We start from the raw sequence: 17,185 nt of genomic DNA, 5'->3' as shown, positions 1-17,185 counted from the left end.
GTGGTTAGGCGTCGACGATCAGGTCAGTTTGCGCCGTCGAGCAGCACGGCAGGAACTTTCCGGCGTCGATCTCGCGGGCACGGATGCCGCCTTGGTGGTTCATGTCCACCTCGCCGCTGATCTTGACGACCTTGCAGGAACCGCACATGCCCTCCCGGCAGTTCGCCCCGATGCGCACTCCGGCCTCCCGGGCGGCGTCCAGGACGTTCGCCTCCGGGTCGATGCGCACGTTCAGGCGGGTGCGCAGGAACGACATCGTCAGGCTGCCCTCCCCGACCACCTCGAAAGTGGACGGGTCGACCGGCCCGGTCGTGTTCGACGCTGCCGGGCTTGACGGGGTCGGACCAGACGCGGCCGCACCTGACGGGGCCGGACTCAACGTGGCAGCTGCGGCGCCGCCGTCGTCGGGGGTGTTGAGTTCCGCGATCCGGTAGAGGTCCAGTGCACCCGTGGGCGGATCGACGACGTCGGCCGGGGCCTCCAGGGCAGCCTCTCGGGCAGCGTCCTGGGCGGCAGCCATCTCCTCGGCGATGCCGCCGGCGAGGGCCACTTCCTCCCGGTATTCCAACGCGGTCTCGCGGGTGCCGGAGAACGACTCGACGAAGATCGACGTCTCGTCCACGCCCACCTTCTCCAGCAGCTCGGCGGCGACATCGATATACCCCTCCGGTCCGCAGGCGAACACCTTGCGTCCGTTGGCATCGGGGACCACCGTGTCCACCATCTCGGAGGTGAGCCGCCCGACCATCCCCTCCCAGGTGCCGGGGACGCTGCGATCACCCAGCGAGTAGTACACGGTGATCCGCGAATCGACCGCGGCCAGGTGCTCGAGCTCGTGGGAGAACGCGAAGGTCCCGGGCGCAGCCCCGTGATACAGCATGACCACGTCGGCGCGGCCCGGGAGGGAGTGGATCGTCCGGATCATCGACATCAGCGGGGTGATGCCCGAGCCGGCCGCCAGGAACAGGTAGCGCGCCCGGCGGTCATAGTCGGGCAGATGGAAGGCGCCCACGGGGCCGAGCACCTCCAGCACACTGCCGGGCCGGATGTTCTCGTGGATCCACGGCGAGACCGTGCCACCCTCCTCACGCTTGACCGTGATGGCGAAGGTCCACGGCTCCGTCGGAGCGCTGGACAACGAGTAGCTGCGGTTGACCGGATCAGCGTCCTGACCGAACACCGGGAAGGCGATGTTGAGGTACTGCCCGGATCGGAAGGCGAGCGGAGCGCCGTCCATCCGGCGCATGACCACGGTGAGCATGCCCCCGGCTTCCGGGATGGTCTGGACGCACTCGGCCAGGAACTCCTGCGGATACCAGGGGTCCAAGGCCCGGGCCGCCGCCGCGAAGGGCAGGTCGGCAGTGGCCTGGGCCACCCGGTTCCACGGCATCTCCAGACCCCGGACGCGCCGGACCTCCGGAATCGTGGTGAGGGTGGTGCTGACGGTCATGCCACGTGCTCACGCATGCGCTGGGTGTACCAGTTGATGAACGCCTCGACCTGATACTCGCTCTTCATGTAGGGCCCTGGCTCGTAGGCCGGGCTGTTCGCGCCCTGCTGGCACATCTCCACGAAGTTCTTGTCCTGCAGGTTCGTCTGCTTCCACGTGTGGGTGAGTGTGTCCACGTCATAGTCCACCCCCTCGACGGCGTCGTCGGCAACGAGCCAGGTGGTCCGCACCAGCGTCTGGTGCTCGTTGATCGGGAACGCGGCGAACGTGATCACGTGGTCGGAGATCAGGTGGAACCAGGAGTTCGGCTGCAGGTGCATGGAGCAGCGGCCCAGCCGGAAGTCACGCAGGTCACCCAGCAGCTTCTTGGACAGGCGGCGGCCGGTGGCGGAGAAGGACTCGCCCGCGCCGTCGAGCGGCTCACGGGAGATGCGGATCCCGGTGACGCGGGTGTCGAGTTCCTCGACGATCTCAAAGGGCAGTCCGTAGCGGGTGCAGCGCCCCCGCAGGGCATCCTCGGCCTCGACGTTGCGGTTCCAGACGTCCTCCAGGTGAGGCGGGACGATCCCCTCGGAGAGGCCCCAGGTCGGGAAGAGCGAGCAGGCCAGCTCGGGGTGGCCGTCGCAGTGGTAGCACTCGCGGTTGTTCTCCATCACGAGTTTCCAGTTGCCCTCCTCGATGATGTCCTGTTGGTAGGCCACCCGGGAGTTGGCGATCTCATGCGGGGCCAGGTACGGCTCGAAGATCCCTGCGACCTCATCGAAGTCGGCGGGCGGCTCGTCCGCCAGGCAGATGAACACCAGCCCGGCGACCACCCGTCCGTGCGCCTTCTTGAGCGCGAAGCACGCTTTGTCGAAGGACGTCTCACCGGGTGAGGAGGCATGGATCAGGTCGCCGTCCGCCGAGTAGGTCCACGAGTGGTAGCCGCACACCAGGTTGCCGGTGGTGCCCGTCTTCTCCGGGAGCACCCGGGCGCCGCGGTGGCGGCACACGTTGTGCAGGACGTTCACGCCCTCGTCGGTGCGGAGGACGATCAGGGAGTACGGCCCGTAGTCGACGGTGACGTAGTCACCCGGCTCCGGGATCTCGGCGAGGCTGGCGGCGAAGAGCCAGTGCCGGCCGAAGATGCCCTGCATGTCCGCGGCGAAGATCTCAGGATCGGTGTAAAACGGCGCCTCCAACGAGTAGCCGGTACGGCGCTCGTCGAGCAGAAGACGCAGCTGGGCGGCCTGCTCCTCGGTGGGGGCGGCGGCGAGGCGGCCGCGGCTGGCGGCTCTGGAGTTCACGGCAAGGGTCACGGTACTGATTCCTCGAGTCTGCGGGGTTCGGGATGGTGCTGCGGGCCGAGCGGGGGCGGGTCCGTTACGGTGCTGTGATCAATGACACATCGATCGTAGTAGTCCGAACAATGCAATAAAAAGCTCGGATATCCGGTGGGAACCGTGCAGAATCAGTGCATGATCGATCGACGCATCCTCACCCTCCGGACGTTCGCCTCCTGTGGCAGCATCGCGGCGACCGCGGAGCTCACCGGATACTCCCCGTCTGCCGTCTCCGCGCAGCTGCGAGAGCTCCAGCAGTCGCTCGGCATGCGCTTGCTGCTGAAGGAGGGCCGCGGGCTACACCTCACGGCCACCGGGCGCTATCTCGTCGAGCAGACGGACGGCCTGATTGAAGAGTGCGACCGCATCACCTCGACCATGGCGTCCGTCGCCGGGTCCACGCCCATCGAGTTCGGCCTGGGCGGCTTCTCGACTGCGGCGTCCAGCCTGCTCGTCCCGCTCGCGGCGGAACTGCGGGCCACGCAACCGAAGGTCACCGTGCGGGTGGTCGAGGCGAGCCCGTCGCGGTGCCTGGACCTGCTCCTCGCGGAGCGGATCGATCTCGCCGTCGTCGTGGCCACCGAGGCCGAGGCCGACGTGGGTTCCGATTCCCGCGTCGAGGAGACGCGGCTGCTCGACGATCCGCTGGACGTCATGCTGCCGTTGGACCACCGGTTGGCCGAGAACTCATCCGTCTCGCTGCACGAACTCGTGGGCGAGGTCTGGATCACGGACGCGCCGGGTACCGCCTACCGCGCGCTGTTCTCCGCCGCGTTCACCGCGGTCGGCGTGAACCCGAAGGTCCAGCACGAGGTGACTGAGTGGGAGACGACGACGGCGCTCGTCGGGGCCGGGATGGGCCTCGGCCTGGTGCCGCGCCTGGCGAGTCTGGCGGGGTCCGAGAACGTGCGGCGTGTGCCCATTTCGGGCCCGGCGCGGCCGACGCGGCGGATCCTCGCCGCCGTGCGGCGGGGCACGGCGACCGCGCCCATCGTCGCCGCCTCCCTGGCGCACCTGAAGGATGCCGCCCGGCGCCTGCTCTCGGAGCGCCTGGCGGAGAACCCCTAACCTCAGCTCCCCCATTGGACGGCCGCCACCATGCCGTGCCCACGCTGTGTCCATCACCTCGCTCTGGCCTCATCCCGCCAGTCCGGCGTGGCCAGCAACCACGTGGTCAGTTCCTGACAGGCCAGGTCCAGGTTCCCCATCTGACAGTGCTGATCGGCGTACTCGGCCTCGGTGAAGGTGCGCACCGTGAGGCTGTGAGCCATCGTGAGCGCACGGGCCTGCGCCCGAGCCAGCACCGGCGGCTGGAACGCGTCATGCTCACCGCACATCAACAGCACGTCCTGGCGCACCCGCTTGCTGCCCAGATGTCGGGCGTTCATGCCCATGAACCAGTCGACCGCGTCGGCTGGGTCGTCACTGCCCACCATGTACAGCACCTGGTCAACCACCATGCGCAGCGTCGGGCTCAGGCGGACGCGGGTGCGAACGCTCCAGCGCATGAAATCACGGTGCCTCAGCATGCCCCGGACCGGGCCACGCACCGTGGGCGGCAGCCGGTGGAGCCAGTCATAGACAGGAGGCCAGGCCACCACGCGTTGTATGCGGTCCTCCAACCCTGCAGCTCGCAACGCCCAGTACCCACCCATCGAGAGGCCAATCAGGGTGGCCTGCTCCACGCTGAAGTGATCCAGCACCGAACCGACCGGCTTCTCCCAGTCATGGTCGAAGGTCCGACCATTCAGCGTCCGCGCTCCGCCCTGCCCCGGCCCTTCGAAGGCGATGACCTCGAAACCTGCGGCGGCGAGGCGCTGCCAGATGGAGTGGAATTCCTCGATGAGTGAGTCGAATCCGCCGTGCAGCAACACCGTGGACCGAGCGCCCGGGCCGGCCGCGGGCAGCCGGTAGGCGGGCAGGCTCGCCGAGGCATAGGGCACCTCGTGGCGTACGACGCCGGCGCCCGCGAACGCGGCCTCGTACAGTTTCCGGAGGCGCCGGTAGCGTTCGGGCTTCTGCTCCGACCGCGGCGGGGTGAAGAACTCCGCCAGGCGAAGGTAGCCTGCGGCATGTCGTGTCCTCCCGGCTACTGCAGACCGCGCCGAAAGGTCCTCGAACACGGCGATGCAGTCGGCCGCGGACCGGACACGGGCCGCAGCACCGTATAGTTCGCCGCGGTCGGCGAAGCCCAGCGCATATGCCCGGTTGAACTGGTAGTTGATGAAGTCCCTGCGATGGAAGTGCTCAAACCCCACCGGTAGGGCCTCGACCCCTGGGCTGGTCATGCCCACAATGTACGGCGACCTGCCCAGCATTGGCCACCGCCGACTTGCCCGTCGACCCCGCAGACTAGCCCCGTTGGAATGCCACGATCCGCTCGATCGCCTCCGCCACTGCGTCGTACCCGGCTGCGAAGGACAACCGGACGTAGTCCTCCCCGTGCGCGGTGTCGAAGTCGGTGCCGGGCGTCAGTGCCACATGGGCCTGCTCCAGCAACGCCTCGCAGTAGGCGGTTGAGGTGCCGTAGCACGCGAGCATGGCTTCCCCTGGCTTCGCCCAGAAGTAGAAGGCGCCGTCGGCCGGCGCGGCGTCCGTCCAGCCCAGCCGGGCCTGGTTCTCCAGCACCAGGGCGCGAGCCCGGGCGAAACCGGCCACCTGGGCGTCGCAGGCGGCGTAGGACTCCTCCGAGAAGGCCTCGACCGCCGCGTACTGCGCGGGGGCCGGCGGACAGAGGGACACCGATCCGGAGAGCCCGCCGATCGCCGGCGCCAGGTCCTCCGGCATCAGCATCCAGCCGATGCGCCAGCCCGGCATGCCCCAGTACTTGGAGAACGAGCTGATCACCATCGCCTCCGTGGAGTACTCCCAGGCACAGACCCCACGCTCGACGCCGGCCCGGTCACCCGGCGCTCCCGCCGCACCGTCAGCGTCGGCCCCGTCAATCCCGTCTATCCCGTCGAACGCGTCAGCTGTTTCAGCTGTGTCAGCTCTGTCCGCCGCGCCAATCCCGTCGGAGGAGCCGTACGTGATGCCGTGGTAGATCTCATCCGACACCAGGCGCACGCCGCGCTCCCGGCACCACGCGGCCAGCTCCGCCATCTCGGCCCGGGTCGCCATGGTGCCGGTCGGGTTGTTCGGGGAGGCGAGAATCAGGCCGGCCAACGGACCGTGGACGGACTCCGCCTCCTCGAGTAGCGCGGGGGTGGGCTGGAAGCGGACGGCGGGGCCGGCGTCGAGCTCCACCACCTGGCAGCCGAGCGCGGCGAGGATGTTGCGGTAGGCGGCGTAGCCGGGGCGGGCCATCGCCACCCGATCCCCCGGGTTGAACGCGGCCAGGAACCCGGCCATGAACGCCCCCGAGGAGCCAGTGGTCACCGCCACCCGCGCCGGGTCCACGTCCACCCCGTACCAGCGGGCGTAGTGGCCGGCGATCGCGGTGCGCAACTCCTCGATGCCGAGGGTCGGCGTGTAGTTCAGGGCTCGTCCGGACGCGTGCAGCTCGGCGGCCCGCGCACTGACCCCCGCGGGCGCTCCCCCGCCGGGTTCACCGGCGCACAGGCTCACGACGTCGACTCCCGCCGCCCGCAGCTCCGCCACCCGGCCGAGGATGGTCATCACCTGGAAGGCGGGCACCTGCGAGCGCGAGGACGGTCCGAGGGGTGGGGCCGGGGGTAGCGGGATGGTGGGCTGGTGATCGGGCTGGGGGCTGGACATCATGCCCCATTGAATCAGCCGGCGGCCGGTGCCGTGAGCCCGTTGACCATGGCGTCGATCCGCTGCGGGGACATGGCGTGATGGATGGCCAGCATGCTGGCTCCGAGAACGCCGGCGTCCAGCCCGGAGCCCGACTGGACGATCTGCAGGTGCTGCGTGGCCAGCGGGACGGTCCGGGAGTACACCGCCTCGCGGATGCCCGCGATGAAGTGTTCGCCGGTCAGGGTCATGGAGCCGCCGATCACGATCACGGACGGGTTGATGAGGCTGATGCAGGCAGACAGGACCTCGCCGACATCCCGCCCCGCCTGCCGGACCGCGTGGACCGCCTCGGTATGGCCGGCTTGAACCAGACGCACCACGTCCTCGCCCGTATGGGCGTCCAGGCCTTGCGCGCGCAGCTGGGCGGCCACGGCCGGACCGGAGGCCACGGCCTCCAGGCAGTCCAGGTTGCCGCAGTGACAGGGGACGCCGCCGCCGCGGTGCACGCGGATGTGGCCGATGTCCCCAGCCACGCCGTCAGCGCCGCGCTGGAGCCGGCCGCTGGCGACGATGCCGGCACCGATGCCCGTGGCCACCTTCACGAACATCAGGTCGTCCACGTGCGGCCAAGCGACGTTGCGCTCCCCGAGCGCCATGATGTTGACGTCATTGTCCACTAGTACCGGCACGTGGAAGTGGTCCTGCAGGAATCCGGGCACATCGAACCCGTTCCAGCCGGGCATGATCGGCGGGTTGATGGGCCGGCCGGTGCGGTGTTCCACGGGGCCGGGGACGCCGATGCCGATCGCCAGCAGGTCACCCGTGGTGCGCTCTGACTCCCCGAGCAGTCCGGTGGCGAGTTCGACGACGGCCTGCAGCACCACCTCGGGGCCCTGCGCCACCGCCATGGTGCGAGTGGTCTCCCGGAGGCGGTGGCCGGCGAGATCCGTCACGGCCGACCGCAGGTGGGACGCGCCGATGTCCACGCCGAGAACCACCTTGCTGCCCGCCTGCAGGGCGATTCGTGAGGACGGGCGGCCGCCGGTGGAGACAGCCTCCTCGACGTAACCGACCAGGCCCAGCTCCATCAGCGCCTCGATGCGAAGGGTCACGGTGGACCGGGACAGTCCCATGCGCTCCGCCAGCTCCGTCCTGGTGCGGGGGCGTCCGTCCCGCAGGATCTGGAACAGTTCGCTGGCGCCCGATCCGCCTAATCCGTCCAGTCCGTCGAACCTGCTTATGTCGTTCATCGACTCATTACAGCACACGTCTCGACGCAACAGTTCACTGGTCCTCCCCTCCGCGCGGATCACCCTAGACCTTGAGTGGCTTCGCCGTGGCCCGGCGTTCGTTGCGGGCGGCGAAGCGTTGCTGCAGGAGGACAGCCACCACGATGATCAGGCCCTTCGCCAGCGCCTGCACGGACGTGTCCATATTGTTCTGCGTGAACACGTTGGTCAGCGTGCTGAAGATCAGCACACCGAGCACGGTGCCCATGATGGTGCCGCGGCCGCCGATGAGCAGGGTGCCGCCCACCACGACGGCGGCGATCGCGTCCAGCTCGTAGAGCAGGCCGTGCGTGGAGGTGCCGGCCGTCGTGCGGCCCATCATCATGAGCCCGGCGATGCCGGCCGCGAGCCCAGCCAGGACATAGAGGTAGACAAGATGGCGTTTGACCTTGACACCGGCCAGGCGCGATGCCTCGATGTTGCCGCCGATCGCGACGGTGCGGCGGCCGAACGTGGTGCGATTGAGCAGGAACCAGCCGGCCGCGGCCACGAGGGCGAAGATCCAGACCAGCACGGGGACGCCGAGGAAGTCGGCACGCATGAAGTCCAGGAAGTCGGTGTTGTTCACGATCAACGTCCTGCGCCCGGAGATGAGCTCGGCGAGTCCACGCGCGGCCACCAGCATGGCGAGGGTGGCAATGAAGGCGACCACGTTGCCGTAGGCGATGATCACGCCGTTCACGAGTCCGGCGATCCCGCCCACCAGGAGCGCCACGAGCACCATCACCAGCCACGTGGACTGCGTGGCGGCTAACTGGACACTGGCCAGGCTGGCCACCACCGTGGTCAGACCCATGACCGAGCCGACGGATAGGTCGATGCCGCCGGCCGTGATCACGAAGGTGATGCCGATGCTGATCACGCCGATGATCGAGGCATGGCGGAGGATGGTGAGGATGTTCTCGACCGCCAGGAACCTCTCGCCGCTGGTGATGAGGCCGATGGCGACGAGCGCGGCCAGGGCGATGACGAGGCCCAGGCTGCGGGCACCGGAGCCGTGGAGGAGGTTCCGTCCGGAGGTCCTGCCGCCGGGGGCGCTGTGGCTGGAGGCCGGGGACGGATGCCGCTCGGCCACGGGTGTCTTCTGCTCGCTCACGCGGCACTTCCCTTCATGACGAGGTCGAGCACTCCGTGCTCGTCGATTTCGTTGGCATCGGACTCCGCGAGGACGCGACCGTCGTCTATGACAAGCACGCGGTCAGCCAGGCCGAGGACTTCCTCGATCTCACTCGAGATCACGATGATGGCGGTGCCGCCCGCGGCCAGCCGCCGAATGAGCGTGTAGATCTCCGCGCGGGCGCCGACGTCCACGCCTCGGGTCGGCTCGTCCAGCAGGAGCACCGGCGTGCCATGCACCAGCCACCGGGCCAGGAGGATCTTCTGCTGATTTCCACCGGACAGCGCCCGCGCCGGGCGGTTGGGATCGGCCGGGCGCAACTCCAGGGCGTCGATCTGCGCCCGCGCCGCCTGGCGCTCGGCCGACTCGTCTAGTAGGCCCGCCCGGGCAAAGCGCCCGAAGGTGGACAGGGTCACGTTCCGGTAGAGCGGCTCGTCCAGGATGAGCCCCTGGCTCTTGCGCTCCTCGGGGGACAGGCCGAGGCCGGCACCCACGGCCGCGCTGACCGAACCGGGCGTGAGCCGCTTGCCATTCACGCAGACGCGTCCGGCGGTCGCCTTCCGGGCGCCGTAGATGGTCTCGATGATCTCCGAACGCTGCGAACCGACCAATCCGGCAAGGCCGAGGATCTCGCCGGCGCGGACTGTGAAGCTGACCGGCTCGAAGTGACCCTTCAGCTCCAGGCCGTCCACCTCGAGCGCCACGGGAGCATCCGCCGCGAGGGGCGCCCGCGGCGGGAACACGTTCGCGACCTCGCGGCCGGTCATGAGCCTGATCAACTCCGCCTTCGGGGTCTCGGTGACGTGGAGGCCGCTCGCGGTGCTCCGGCCATCCTTGATGACGGAGATGCGGTCCCCGATCTGGCGGATCTCCTCCAGGCGGTGCGAGATGTAAACGACCGCGATGCCCTGGGCCGTGAGTTCGCGGATCACCCGGAACAGGTTTTGGACCTCACCGGAGTCCAGGATGGCACTTGGCTCATCCATGATGATCAGCTTGGTGTCCCGCGAGAGTGCGCGGGCCATGCTGACGATCTGTTGGTTCGCGGCGGAGAGCGAGCCGACCTCCCGCGACGGGGAGAGGCCGCCGTGGCCCAGCCGCTGCAGGAGGGACCGCGCGGCCGCGTTCGCCCTCTTCACGTGCAACACACCCCCGGTTGCCCGCTCGTGGCCCAGGAAGATGTTCTCCGCGACGGTCAGCCCGCCGACCACGTCGAGTTCCTGGTACATCGTGGCGATGCCGAGTTCCAGCGCCGCGGCCGGACTGTCGAACTCGACCGCGCGGCCCTCCCAGAGGATCTCGCCCTCTTCCGGTCGATGTGCGCCGGAGAGCGTCTTAATGAGGGTGGACTTGCCGGCCCCGTTCTGGCCCATGACGCAGTGGACCTCCCCGGCGCGCACGTCCAGGTCGACTCCCTTGAGCGCCTGGACGGCGGCGAAGCGCTTGGAGAGTCCCCGCACCTCGAGCAATGGCGACGCCTGATCCTGTTCCGACATGTGACGAAGCTAACACATTATGTCGATCATCGGTACAAGGGCGTCGATTTTTCCCGTGGTTCTGTTATTGTGACTCGCATCACGTCGATGAGCCGTCTTTCGGAAGCAGGCTCCACCCGACGCAGACGCACCACTCATCGAGGAGACAGACATGCTCGCAATTCGAACCGGACGGTCAATGCTCGTCACCACCGGCGCCCTCCTGGCGGTCGGTGCACTCGTCGCCGGCTGTTCATCCGGATCAGCCGGTGACAGTACCCAGCCCACCAATGCCTCCGTGGAGGGAAACACTGAGGAGGGCGAGACCGTGGTCGTGGGCTTCTCGGGCCCCGCGGCAGACCACGGCTGGCTCGGGGCCATCAACGCCGCCGCCACCGCCGAGGCGGAGCAGTACGGTGACATCGATTTCCGCGTGGCCGAGGGCACCAACGACGCCAACCTGCAGATCAGCCAGGTGGAGCAGTTCATCAACGACGGCGTGGACGCCATCGTCCTGCTCCCCACCGACGGTGCCGCCCTCACGGCCGTCGCCACCAAGGCCATGGAAGCCGGGATCCCGGTGGTCAACGTGGACCGCGAATTCTCCAGCCCGGCAGCGGCCCGCACCACGATCCTCGGGGACAACTACGGCATGGGCCAGAGCGCCGGGAACTACATCTGCGAGCAGATGAGTGACACTCCGGACGCCGTCGTCGCGGAGGTGGCCGGCATCGACTCCCTGCCGCTGACCCAGGACCGCAGCCAGGGCTTTGCCGACGCTCTGGAGGCCTGCGGCCTCGACGTGGACAATCGCGTGGCCGCCGACTTCACGGTCCAGGGAGGCGAGGCCGCCACGTCTCAGCTGCTCGCAGCCGCCCCGGAGATCGATGCCCTCTGGAACCATGACGACGACCAGGGCATCGGTGTCCTGTCGGCTATCGACAATGCCGGCCGCGATGAGTTCATCATGGTCGGCGGCGGCGGCTCCGCCAACGCCATGCGGGAGATCCAGTCCGGTGAAAGCGTCCTCCAGGCCACGGTGATCTATCCGTCCACCCAGGCGGCCGACGGGGTCCGGCTGGCGCGGCTGATCGCCCAGGACAAGGCCATGAGCGATCTGGTGGAGGTGGAGGTCCCCAAGCGGATCGTCCTGAACGCCCCGGTGGTCACCAGCGAGAACGTTGAGGAGTACCTCCCCACCGCGTTCGAGTCGTAGAGCCATCCAGTGCGGGGCGGGACGTTCCCCCGCGGAACGCCCCGCCCCGCAGGCCGCCCTCAACGAGCCGTCATCCATCCGTCGTCCAGCCGACGCCCCCTGCAGGAGAGACCATGCCCCGCCCCGTACCACCACTGAGGATCGCCCTGATCGGGCACGGTTTCATGGGAGCCGCCCATTCGCAGGGATGGCGGGTGGCGCCCAGGTTCTTCGATCTGTCTGCCCGTCCGGAGATGACGTTGCTGGTTGGCCGTCAGGCCGCCGGCGTCGAGGCCGCCGCCGCCCGGTGGGGGTGGGCGGAGACCGCCACGGACTGGCGGGCCGCCATCGAGCGTGAGGACATCGACGTGGTGGACATCGTGACCCCCGGCGGCTCTCACGCCGAGATGGCCATCGCCGCACTGCAGGCCGGCAAGCACGTGTTGTGCGAGAAGCCACTGGCGAACACCCTCGAGGAGGCCGCGGCGATGGCCGAGGCCGCTGAACGGACCGGGGCGAACGTCTTCGCCATGATCGGGTTCACCTACCGCCGGGTGCCTGCGGCGGCTTTCGCCCGCGATCTCGTCCGGTCCGGTGCTGTCGGCGAGGTCCGCCAGATCCGTGCCGCCTACTTGCAGGACTGGCTGCACGACGCCGAGGCACCCCTGACGTGGCGGCTCCAGCAGGAGCATGCCGGCTCCGGCGCGCTCGGTGACCTGGGGGCCCATGCCGTCGACCTGTCTCAGTTCATCACCGGCCAGAAGGTGGCCGGCGTGAGCGGCATCCTGAACACGTTCGTCGAGGAACGGCCCCTCCCGAACTCGGCGTCGGAGCGCGGCCGGGTGTCCGTGGACGACGCCGCGCTGTTCACCGCCCGTTTCGATGGCGGCGCCATCGGCTCCTTCGAGGCCACCCGCATGGCCACCGGGCGCAAGAACTCCCTGCGCATCGAGGTCTCCGGATCCCTCGGCGCGATCGCGTTCGACCTGGAGGACTACAACTCGTTGGGCTTCTATGACGCGACGGCCCCCGGCACCCGGCAGGGCTTCACCGACATCATGGTCACTGAGCCCGAGCACCCCTATATGTCCGCCTGGTGGCCCACCGGTCACGCACTCGGCTACGAGCACGGCTTCGTGCACCAGGCCCGGGACTTCGTCGAGGCCGTCACCGAGGGTCGGCAGCCCGAGCCCTCCTTCGCCGACGGCTACCAGGTGCAGCGCGTTCTCGATGGCGTCCAGCGCAGCGCGGAGCACGGCAGCGCCTGGACGGCGACGGGCTAGCGACAGCGTTGCCGCACCACCGAGCAGCAGCACAGAACCCCGTACCGAAGGAGCAACCGGATGGCACTCAACTACACCTTGTTCACCGGCCAATGGGTCGACCTGCCCCTCGAAGAGGTCGCCCGCCTCGCGTCCGGCTGGGGCTACGACGGATTGGAGATCGCGGTCTCCGGCGGGCACCTCGACGCCTGGCGCTGGGACGATGACGACTACATCGCCGAGCGCCTCGGCATCCTGGAGCGGTATGGGTTGAGTGTCTGGACCATCTCGAACCACCTGACGGGTCAGACGGTCTGCGACGATCCGATCGACTTCCGCCACCAGGCGATCGTCGGCGACCGGGTGTGGGGCGACGGCGATCCGGAGGGCGTCCGTCAGCGGGCGGCCGAGGAGCTCAAGAACACCGCTCGGCTGGCCCGGCGGCTGGGAGTGGACACCGTCGTCGGATTCACCGGGTCCTCGATCTGGCAGTACGTGACCCTGTTCCCGCCGGTGCCGCGGGAGGTCATCGACGCCGGCTATCAAGACTTCGCCGACCGGTGGAACCCCATCCTGGATGTCTTCGACGAGTGCGGGGTGCGGTTCGCCCTTGAGGTACACCCGACCGAGATCGCCTACGACTACTGGTCGACCGTCAAGACGCTGGAAGCCGTGGGCCACCGCGAGGCGTTCGGCCTGAACTGGGACCCGAGCCACATGATGTGGCAGGGGATCGATCCGGTGGCGTTCATCTCCGACTTCGCCGACCGGATCTACCACGTGGACTGCAAGGACACGCGGATGCGGATGGGCGGAGGCCGCAACGGCGTGCTCGGCTCACACCTGCCGTGGGGTGACCCGCGGCGCGGCTGGGACTTCGTCTCGGTGGGACGGGGTGACGTGCCGTGGGAGGACGCGTTCCGCTCGCTGGCGGCGATCGGCTACGACGGCCCGATTTCGATCGAGTGGGAGGACGCGGGGATGGACCGGTTGCACGGTGCACCGGAGGCCCTCGCGGTGCTGAGGAAGCTGGACTTCCCGGCGCCGTCCGCGTCCTTCGACGCGGCGTTCGAGCAACGCCGATAGTCCGGCTCCGGTTCATCGAACACCCTGCACTAGCCGATCCGCAGCACCGGCTTGATGGTCTCGCCGGACTTGGAGTCGGCGAAGGCCTGGTCAACCTGGTCGAAGTCGTAGTACCGGACCAGCTCGTCGAATGGGAACCGGCCCTGCTGGTACAGCGCGATCAGGGCGGGGACCAGGTCCTGAGAGGTGCCGGACCCGCCCAGGGTGCCCACCACGTGCTTGCCCCACAGGGTCCGCTGGTGGTCCAGGCTGAACCGGGCCTCAGCCGGCGCCCCGCCAATCAGGATCAGCGTGCCGAGCATCCCGATCGCCTCGGCTGCCTCCTCGATCACGGCGACCACCCCGGTGCAGTCCACGGCATAGTCCGCCGGCCCGCCGCAGATCTCCAGGATCCGCTCCAGCGCGTTCTCCCGGCCGGAGTTGATGACGTGGGTGGCGCCGTACCGGGTAGCCAGGTCCAAGCGGGAATCATGCAGGTCGATGGCGATGATCGTGGTGGCCGGGGTGTTCCGGGCCGCCATGATCGCCGCGAGTCCCACCGCGCCCGCGCCGTAGATGACCACGGACTCCCCGGCGGCGGGACGGGCGGTGTTCAGGATGGCACCCGCACCGGTGGTGATGCCGCAGGCCAGCACGCCCACCAACTCCAGTGGCACCTCGGGGTCCACGGCCACGATGGCATTCGCGTTGGCCAGTGCATAGGTCGCGAAGGAGGACTGGCCGAAGAAGTGCCCGGACAGCGTGGATCCGTCGGCACGGGTATACGCGGAGGTGCCGGCCTGTGGGCCGATGAACCGCTGTCCGCTGGCCACGGCCGGACCGAGCAGCTCGCAGTAGCGGTGCTCGCCACGGCGGCAGTTCCGGCATTGGCCGCAGTAGGGCCAGCCCAGGATGACGTGGTCCCCCACCGCTACCGAACCCACGTCTTCGCCGACGGCCTCCACCACCCCCGAACCCTCGTGGCCGAGCACTCCGGGCAGCGGCAGGGGCATGTCTCCGGCCTGGGTGATGGCGTCCGTGTGGCACACCCCGGAGGCGACCACCCGCACCAGCACCTCCCCCGGGCCCGGCCGCTCGAGTTCAAGCTCCTCCCTGACGAACGGGGCGTTCTTCTCCTCAACGACGAGTGCTTGGATCTTCACAGCGGAGTCTCCTGATCAGTCGGTCCTGGCGGCCGTCTTCTCCACAGCCACGCGGAACGGTCTGGTCCCCGGGAAGACCGCCCAGGGTTCATCCGCCAGGGTACCCGTGAGGCCGGTGCCGGACCGGCCACTTTCGCGCCGTGGAACAACCGGACGGTGCCGGGTATCTCACTCCCATCAGGCAGCAAGGCACCCCTGGGGGACTGACACCCCTCAGAGGACGGCCAGCCCCTGCTCGAGGAGGATGCTGGCCCCGATCAGGGTCATGAGGATCCCGGCGACCTTGACCACTGCGGCGCTGACGCGGGGCCGCGAGCGGAGGATGCGCTTCGCCAGCAGGGCCACCACGAGGTAGATGACCGCGCAGTTGGCCACGTGCAGGCTCCCCAGGGCGAACATCTGGGTTGTCGAGGACCAGGCTCCGCCACCCGACGTGAACTGGGGCAGGAGCGCGAGCAGCAAGAGCAACCCCTTGGGGTTGATTCCACTGATCCCGGCACCCCGGAGGAACTGGGACAGCGGGCCGGTCCCCAGTGGTTCGTCGCTGGCGGAGGGCGCCTCCGTCCGTGCGACCAGAGTGGTGATCCCGAGGTGGAGTAGGTACACCGACCCGGCCAGGGTCAGCACGGTCAGTGCCGCGGGGTACTGCGTCACGAGGGCACCGGCACCCACGGCCACGAGGGTCACCACGAGCGCGTAGCCGGTGACCATGCCGGCCACGGCGGGCACCACGGACCGCGCGCGCAGGCCGGCGGAGATCGCGTACGCCCAGTCGGCCCCCGGCGTCAGGGCGAGCAGTACCGCCACGAGCCAGAACTGTGCCATCAATGCCGCGTCCATACTGCACTCCCCTTCTCCTGGCTGTAGATCGTACGGAGAATCGCGCGAGATGTGCTTCGAATTACCGCACGAAATCGCCCCTGGGGTGGAATACTTTCCGGCATGGACGCGATCAACCGGGAGATCCTCTCCCTCCTGCAGGAGGACGGGCGCATGAGCGCCACCGTGCTGGCCCAGAAAGTCGGCCTCAGCCTCTCCGCCTGCCACCGCCGGCTCAAGGACCTCGAGCAGTCGCGGGCGATCGAGCGCTACCGAGCCGTGGTCTCCCCGGAGGCCATCGGCCTGCACTTCGAGGCCATCGTCTTCGTCACCATGGGGCGTACCGACGTCGAGACCGTCGGCGCGTTCGAGGCCGCCGCGCGGGAGATCCCGGAGATCGTCGAGGCCCAGCGGCTTTTCGGCGAGCCCGACTACCTCCTGCGCATCCTCACCCCGGACCTGGCGGCCTACCAGCAGCTCTACGACACCGCCCTCGGCAGCCTGCCCGGCGTCCAGCGCCTGGGCTCCACCATGGTCATGAAGAGGATCCGCGGCGGGGAGACCCTCCCGATCCCGTAGCGCTAGGCCATGATCAGCACGGGCTGGTACCCGTCCGGGCGTTTCCGGTAGATCCGGGCCGGACGGCCCAGGCCGTTGCCGCCTGGCGGCACGGCCCGCTCTTCGAGTGCCTCGAGGAGCGGCTCCATGGTCCGCCGGAAGGTGTCCTTCTGATGGACGGCTCCCGCCACGGCATCATGGGCTTGGCGAAGCTGGGTCATGGTGAATTGGGAGTCCAGCAGGTTCCACGGGTCCGGGGCCTGGCCGTACTCCCAGCGCACCATCTTCACGGCCCACGCGATGATCTCGTCGTGGCTGAAGGGCAGGCCGTGCACCTGGGACACCGGTCGCAGCTGGCCATGGCCATGCTGCAGACCCAGCGTCAACGCGGACAACGGCAGTACGTCCAGGTGGGTCACGGTCAGCACCCAACCGCGTTCGTCCCGGGCCGGGTCGTCGAAGACGTGCAGTTGCCGCGGCGAGCGGCCCTGGATGTGCATCCGCGTGTCCAGGCACCGCAGCACCGCGTCACCCAGCCGCTCGCGTTCGCGCAGCATGGTGCCCGGCAGCATCCACTCCCCCGCATGGCTGCCCTGGTCCCGCTTCCGCAGGACCACGTTCAGTTCCCCGTCGGCCACGGTCAGAAGCACGACGTCGGCCGCCACGGACGGGCGGGGATAGGCCAGCAGGTCATCGCGTTCCGGGGACATGCCACCCAATCTATCCACCCCGGCCCGGCGTCTCGCGCCGGCCGTGGGGCAGGTCTCGATC

Annotated in this window: 15 protein-coding genes; 5 read left to right on the top strand and 10 right to left on the bottom strand. The window is 68.9% G+C overall.

The window, feature by feature from the left end; all coding sequences use genetic code 11:
• Window positions 1–4: 4 nt before the first annotated feature.
• Both AB0333_RS06115 and AB0333_RS06110 read right to left on the bottom strand, forming a co-directional pair.
• Window positions 5–1,450, bottom strand: coding sequence for a 2Fe-2S iron-sulfur cluster-binding protein (locus tag AB0333_RS06115; RefSeq protein WP_366217794.1), 1,446 nt, complete (start codon window positions 1,448–1,450; stop codon window positions 5–7).
• Entirely contained in the window at window positions 1,447–2,748 is a 1,302-nt protein-coding gene (locus AB0333_RS06110; RefSeq protein ID WP_366217793.1) for an aromatic ring-hydroxylating dioxygenase subunit alpha, read from the bottom strand. Before AB0333_RS06110 ends, AB0333_RS06115 begins: the two co-directional genes overlap by 4 nt.
• A gap of 159 nt (window positions 2,749–2,907) precedes the next feature.
• On the opposite strand from AB0333_RS06110, the gene AB0333_RS06105 reads away from it, so the two are divergent.
• Window positions 2,908–3,840 carry a LysR family transcriptional regulator gene (locus AB0333_RS06105; RefSeq protein WP_366217792.1) on the top strand — a complete coding sequence of 311 codons (933 nt, stop codon included), beginning with the start codon at window positions 2,908–2,910 and terminating at the stop codon, window positions 3,838–3,840.
• A 53-nt stretch (window positions 3,841–3,893) separates the two neighbouring features.
• Here the strand turns inward: AB0333_RS06105 and AB0333_RS06100 are convergent, their stop codons facing one another.
• The 5 genes from AB0333_RS06100 to AB0333_RS06080 form a co-directional block, all read right to left on the bottom strand.
• Window positions 3,894–5,060 (bottom strand): alpha/beta hydrolase, encoded by a 1,167-nt coding sequence (locus AB0333_RS06100; RefSeq protein WP_170144605.1) that lies wholly within the window; start codon window positions 5,058–5,060, stop codon window positions 3,894–3,896.
• A gap of 64 nt (window positions 5,061–5,124) precedes the next feature.
• The gene (locus AB0333_RS06095; RefSeq protein WP_366217836.1) at window positions 5,125–6,390 is read right to left on the bottom strand and encodes an aminotransferase class I/II-fold pyridoxal phosphate-dependent enzyme; all 1,266 of its coding nucleotides are present in this window, start codon (window positions 6,388–6,390) and stop codon (window positions 5,125–5,127) included.
• A 113-nt stretch (window positions 6,391–6,503) separates the two neighbouring features.
• Window positions 6,504–7,721 carry an ROK family transcriptional regulator gene (locus AB0333_RS06090; RefSeq protein WP_366217791.1) on the bottom strand — a complete coding sequence of 406 codons (1,218 nt, stop codon included), beginning with the start codon at window positions 7,719–7,721 and terminating at the stop codon, window positions 6,504–6,506.
• 64 nt (window positions 7,722–7,785) lie between these two features.
• Entirely contained in the window at window positions 7,786–8,856 is a 1,071-nt protein-coding gene (locus AB0333_RS06085) for an ABC transporter permease (protein ID WP_115932631.1), read from the bottom strand.
• Window positions 8,853–10,373 (bottom strand): sugar ABC transporter ATP-binding protein, encoded by a 1,521-nt coding sequence (locus AB0333_RS06080; protein WP_366217790.1) that lies wholly within the window; start codon window positions 10,371–10,373, stop codon window positions 8,853–8,855. The genes AB0333_RS06085 and AB0333_RS06080 overlap by 4 nt, the downstream gene beginning before the upstream one ends.
• A 151-nt stretch (window positions 10,374–10,524) precedes the next feature.
• Between AB0333_RS06080 and AB0333_RS06075 the strand changes: the two genes are divergently transcribed.
• The 3 genes from AB0333_RS06075 to AB0333_RS06065 all read left to right on the top strand — a co-directional run bounded on the left by AB0333_RS06075 (window position 10,525) and on the right by AB0333_RS06065 (window position 13,895).
• The gene (locus tag AB0333_RS06075) at window positions 10,525–11,568 is read left to right on the top strand and encodes a substrate-binding domain-containing protein (protein ID WP_115932629.1); all 1,044 of its coding nucleotides are present in this window, start codon (window positions 10,525–10,527) and stop codon (window positions 11,566–11,568) included.
• Window positions 11,569–11,681: 113 nt separating this feature from the next.
• Window positions 11,682–12,830, top strand: coding sequence for a Gfo/Idh/MocA family oxidoreductase (locus tag AB0333_RS06070; protein ID WP_366217789.1), 1,149 nt, complete (start codon window positions 11,682–11,684; stop codon window positions 12,828–12,830).
• Window positions 12,831–12,890: 60 nt separating this feature from the next.
• Window positions 12,891–13,895, top strand: a complete 1,005-nt coding sequence (locus AB0333_RS06065; RefSeq protein WP_366217788.1) for a sugar phosphate isomerase/epimerase family protein — start codon at window positions 12,891–12,893, stop codon at window positions 13,893–13,895.
• Window positions 13,896–13,924: 29 nt separating this feature from the next.
• Here the strand turns inward: AB0333_RS06065 and AB0333_RS06060 are convergent, their stop codons facing one another.
• Both AB0333_RS06060 and AB0333_RS06055 read right to left on the bottom strand, forming a co-directional pair.
• Window positions 13,925–15,037, bottom strand: coding sequence for an NAD(P)-dependent alcohol dehydrogenase (locus tag AB0333_RS06060; RefSeq protein WP_366217787.1), 1,113 nt, complete (start codon window positions 15,035–15,037; stop codon window positions 13,925–13,927).
• Between the two features lie 213 nt (window positions 15,038–15,250).
• Entirely contained in the window at window positions 15,251–15,862 is a 612-nt protein-coding gene (locus AB0333_RS06055; RefSeq protein WP_366217786.1) for a LysE family translocator, read from the bottom strand.
• Between the two features lie 117 nt (window positions 15,863–15,979).
• On the opposite strand from AB0333_RS06055, the gene AB0333_RS06050 reads away from it, so the two are divergent.
• Window positions 15,980–16,435 carry an Lrp/AsnC family transcriptional regulator gene (locus AB0333_RS06050; RefSeq protein WP_115932625.1) on the top strand — a complete coding sequence of 152 codons (456 nt, stop codon included), beginning with the start codon at window positions 15,980–15,982 and terminating at the stop codon, window positions 16,433–16,435.
• A 2-nt stretch (window positions 16,436–16,437) separates the two neighbouring features.
• Here the strand turns inward: AB0333_RS06050 and AB0333_RS06045 are convergent, their stop codons facing one another.
• On the bottom strand, window positions 16,438–17,124 hold the full coding sequence (locus AB0333_RS06045) for an NUDIX hydrolase (RefSeq protein ID WP_115932624.1): 687 nt from the start codon (window positions 17,122–17,124) through the stop codon (window positions 16,438–16,440).
• Between the last annotated feature and the right edge of the window lie 61 nt (window positions 17,125–17,185).

Source organism: Citricoccus sp. NPDC079358 (genome assembly GCF_040702545.1).
Classification (GTDB): domain Bacteria; phylum Actinomycetota; class Actinomycetes; order Actinomycetales; family Micrococcaceae; genus Citricoccus.
Note: the sequence above shows the minus strand (reverse complement) of the source record. Positions and strands in the feature narration are given on the sequence as shown.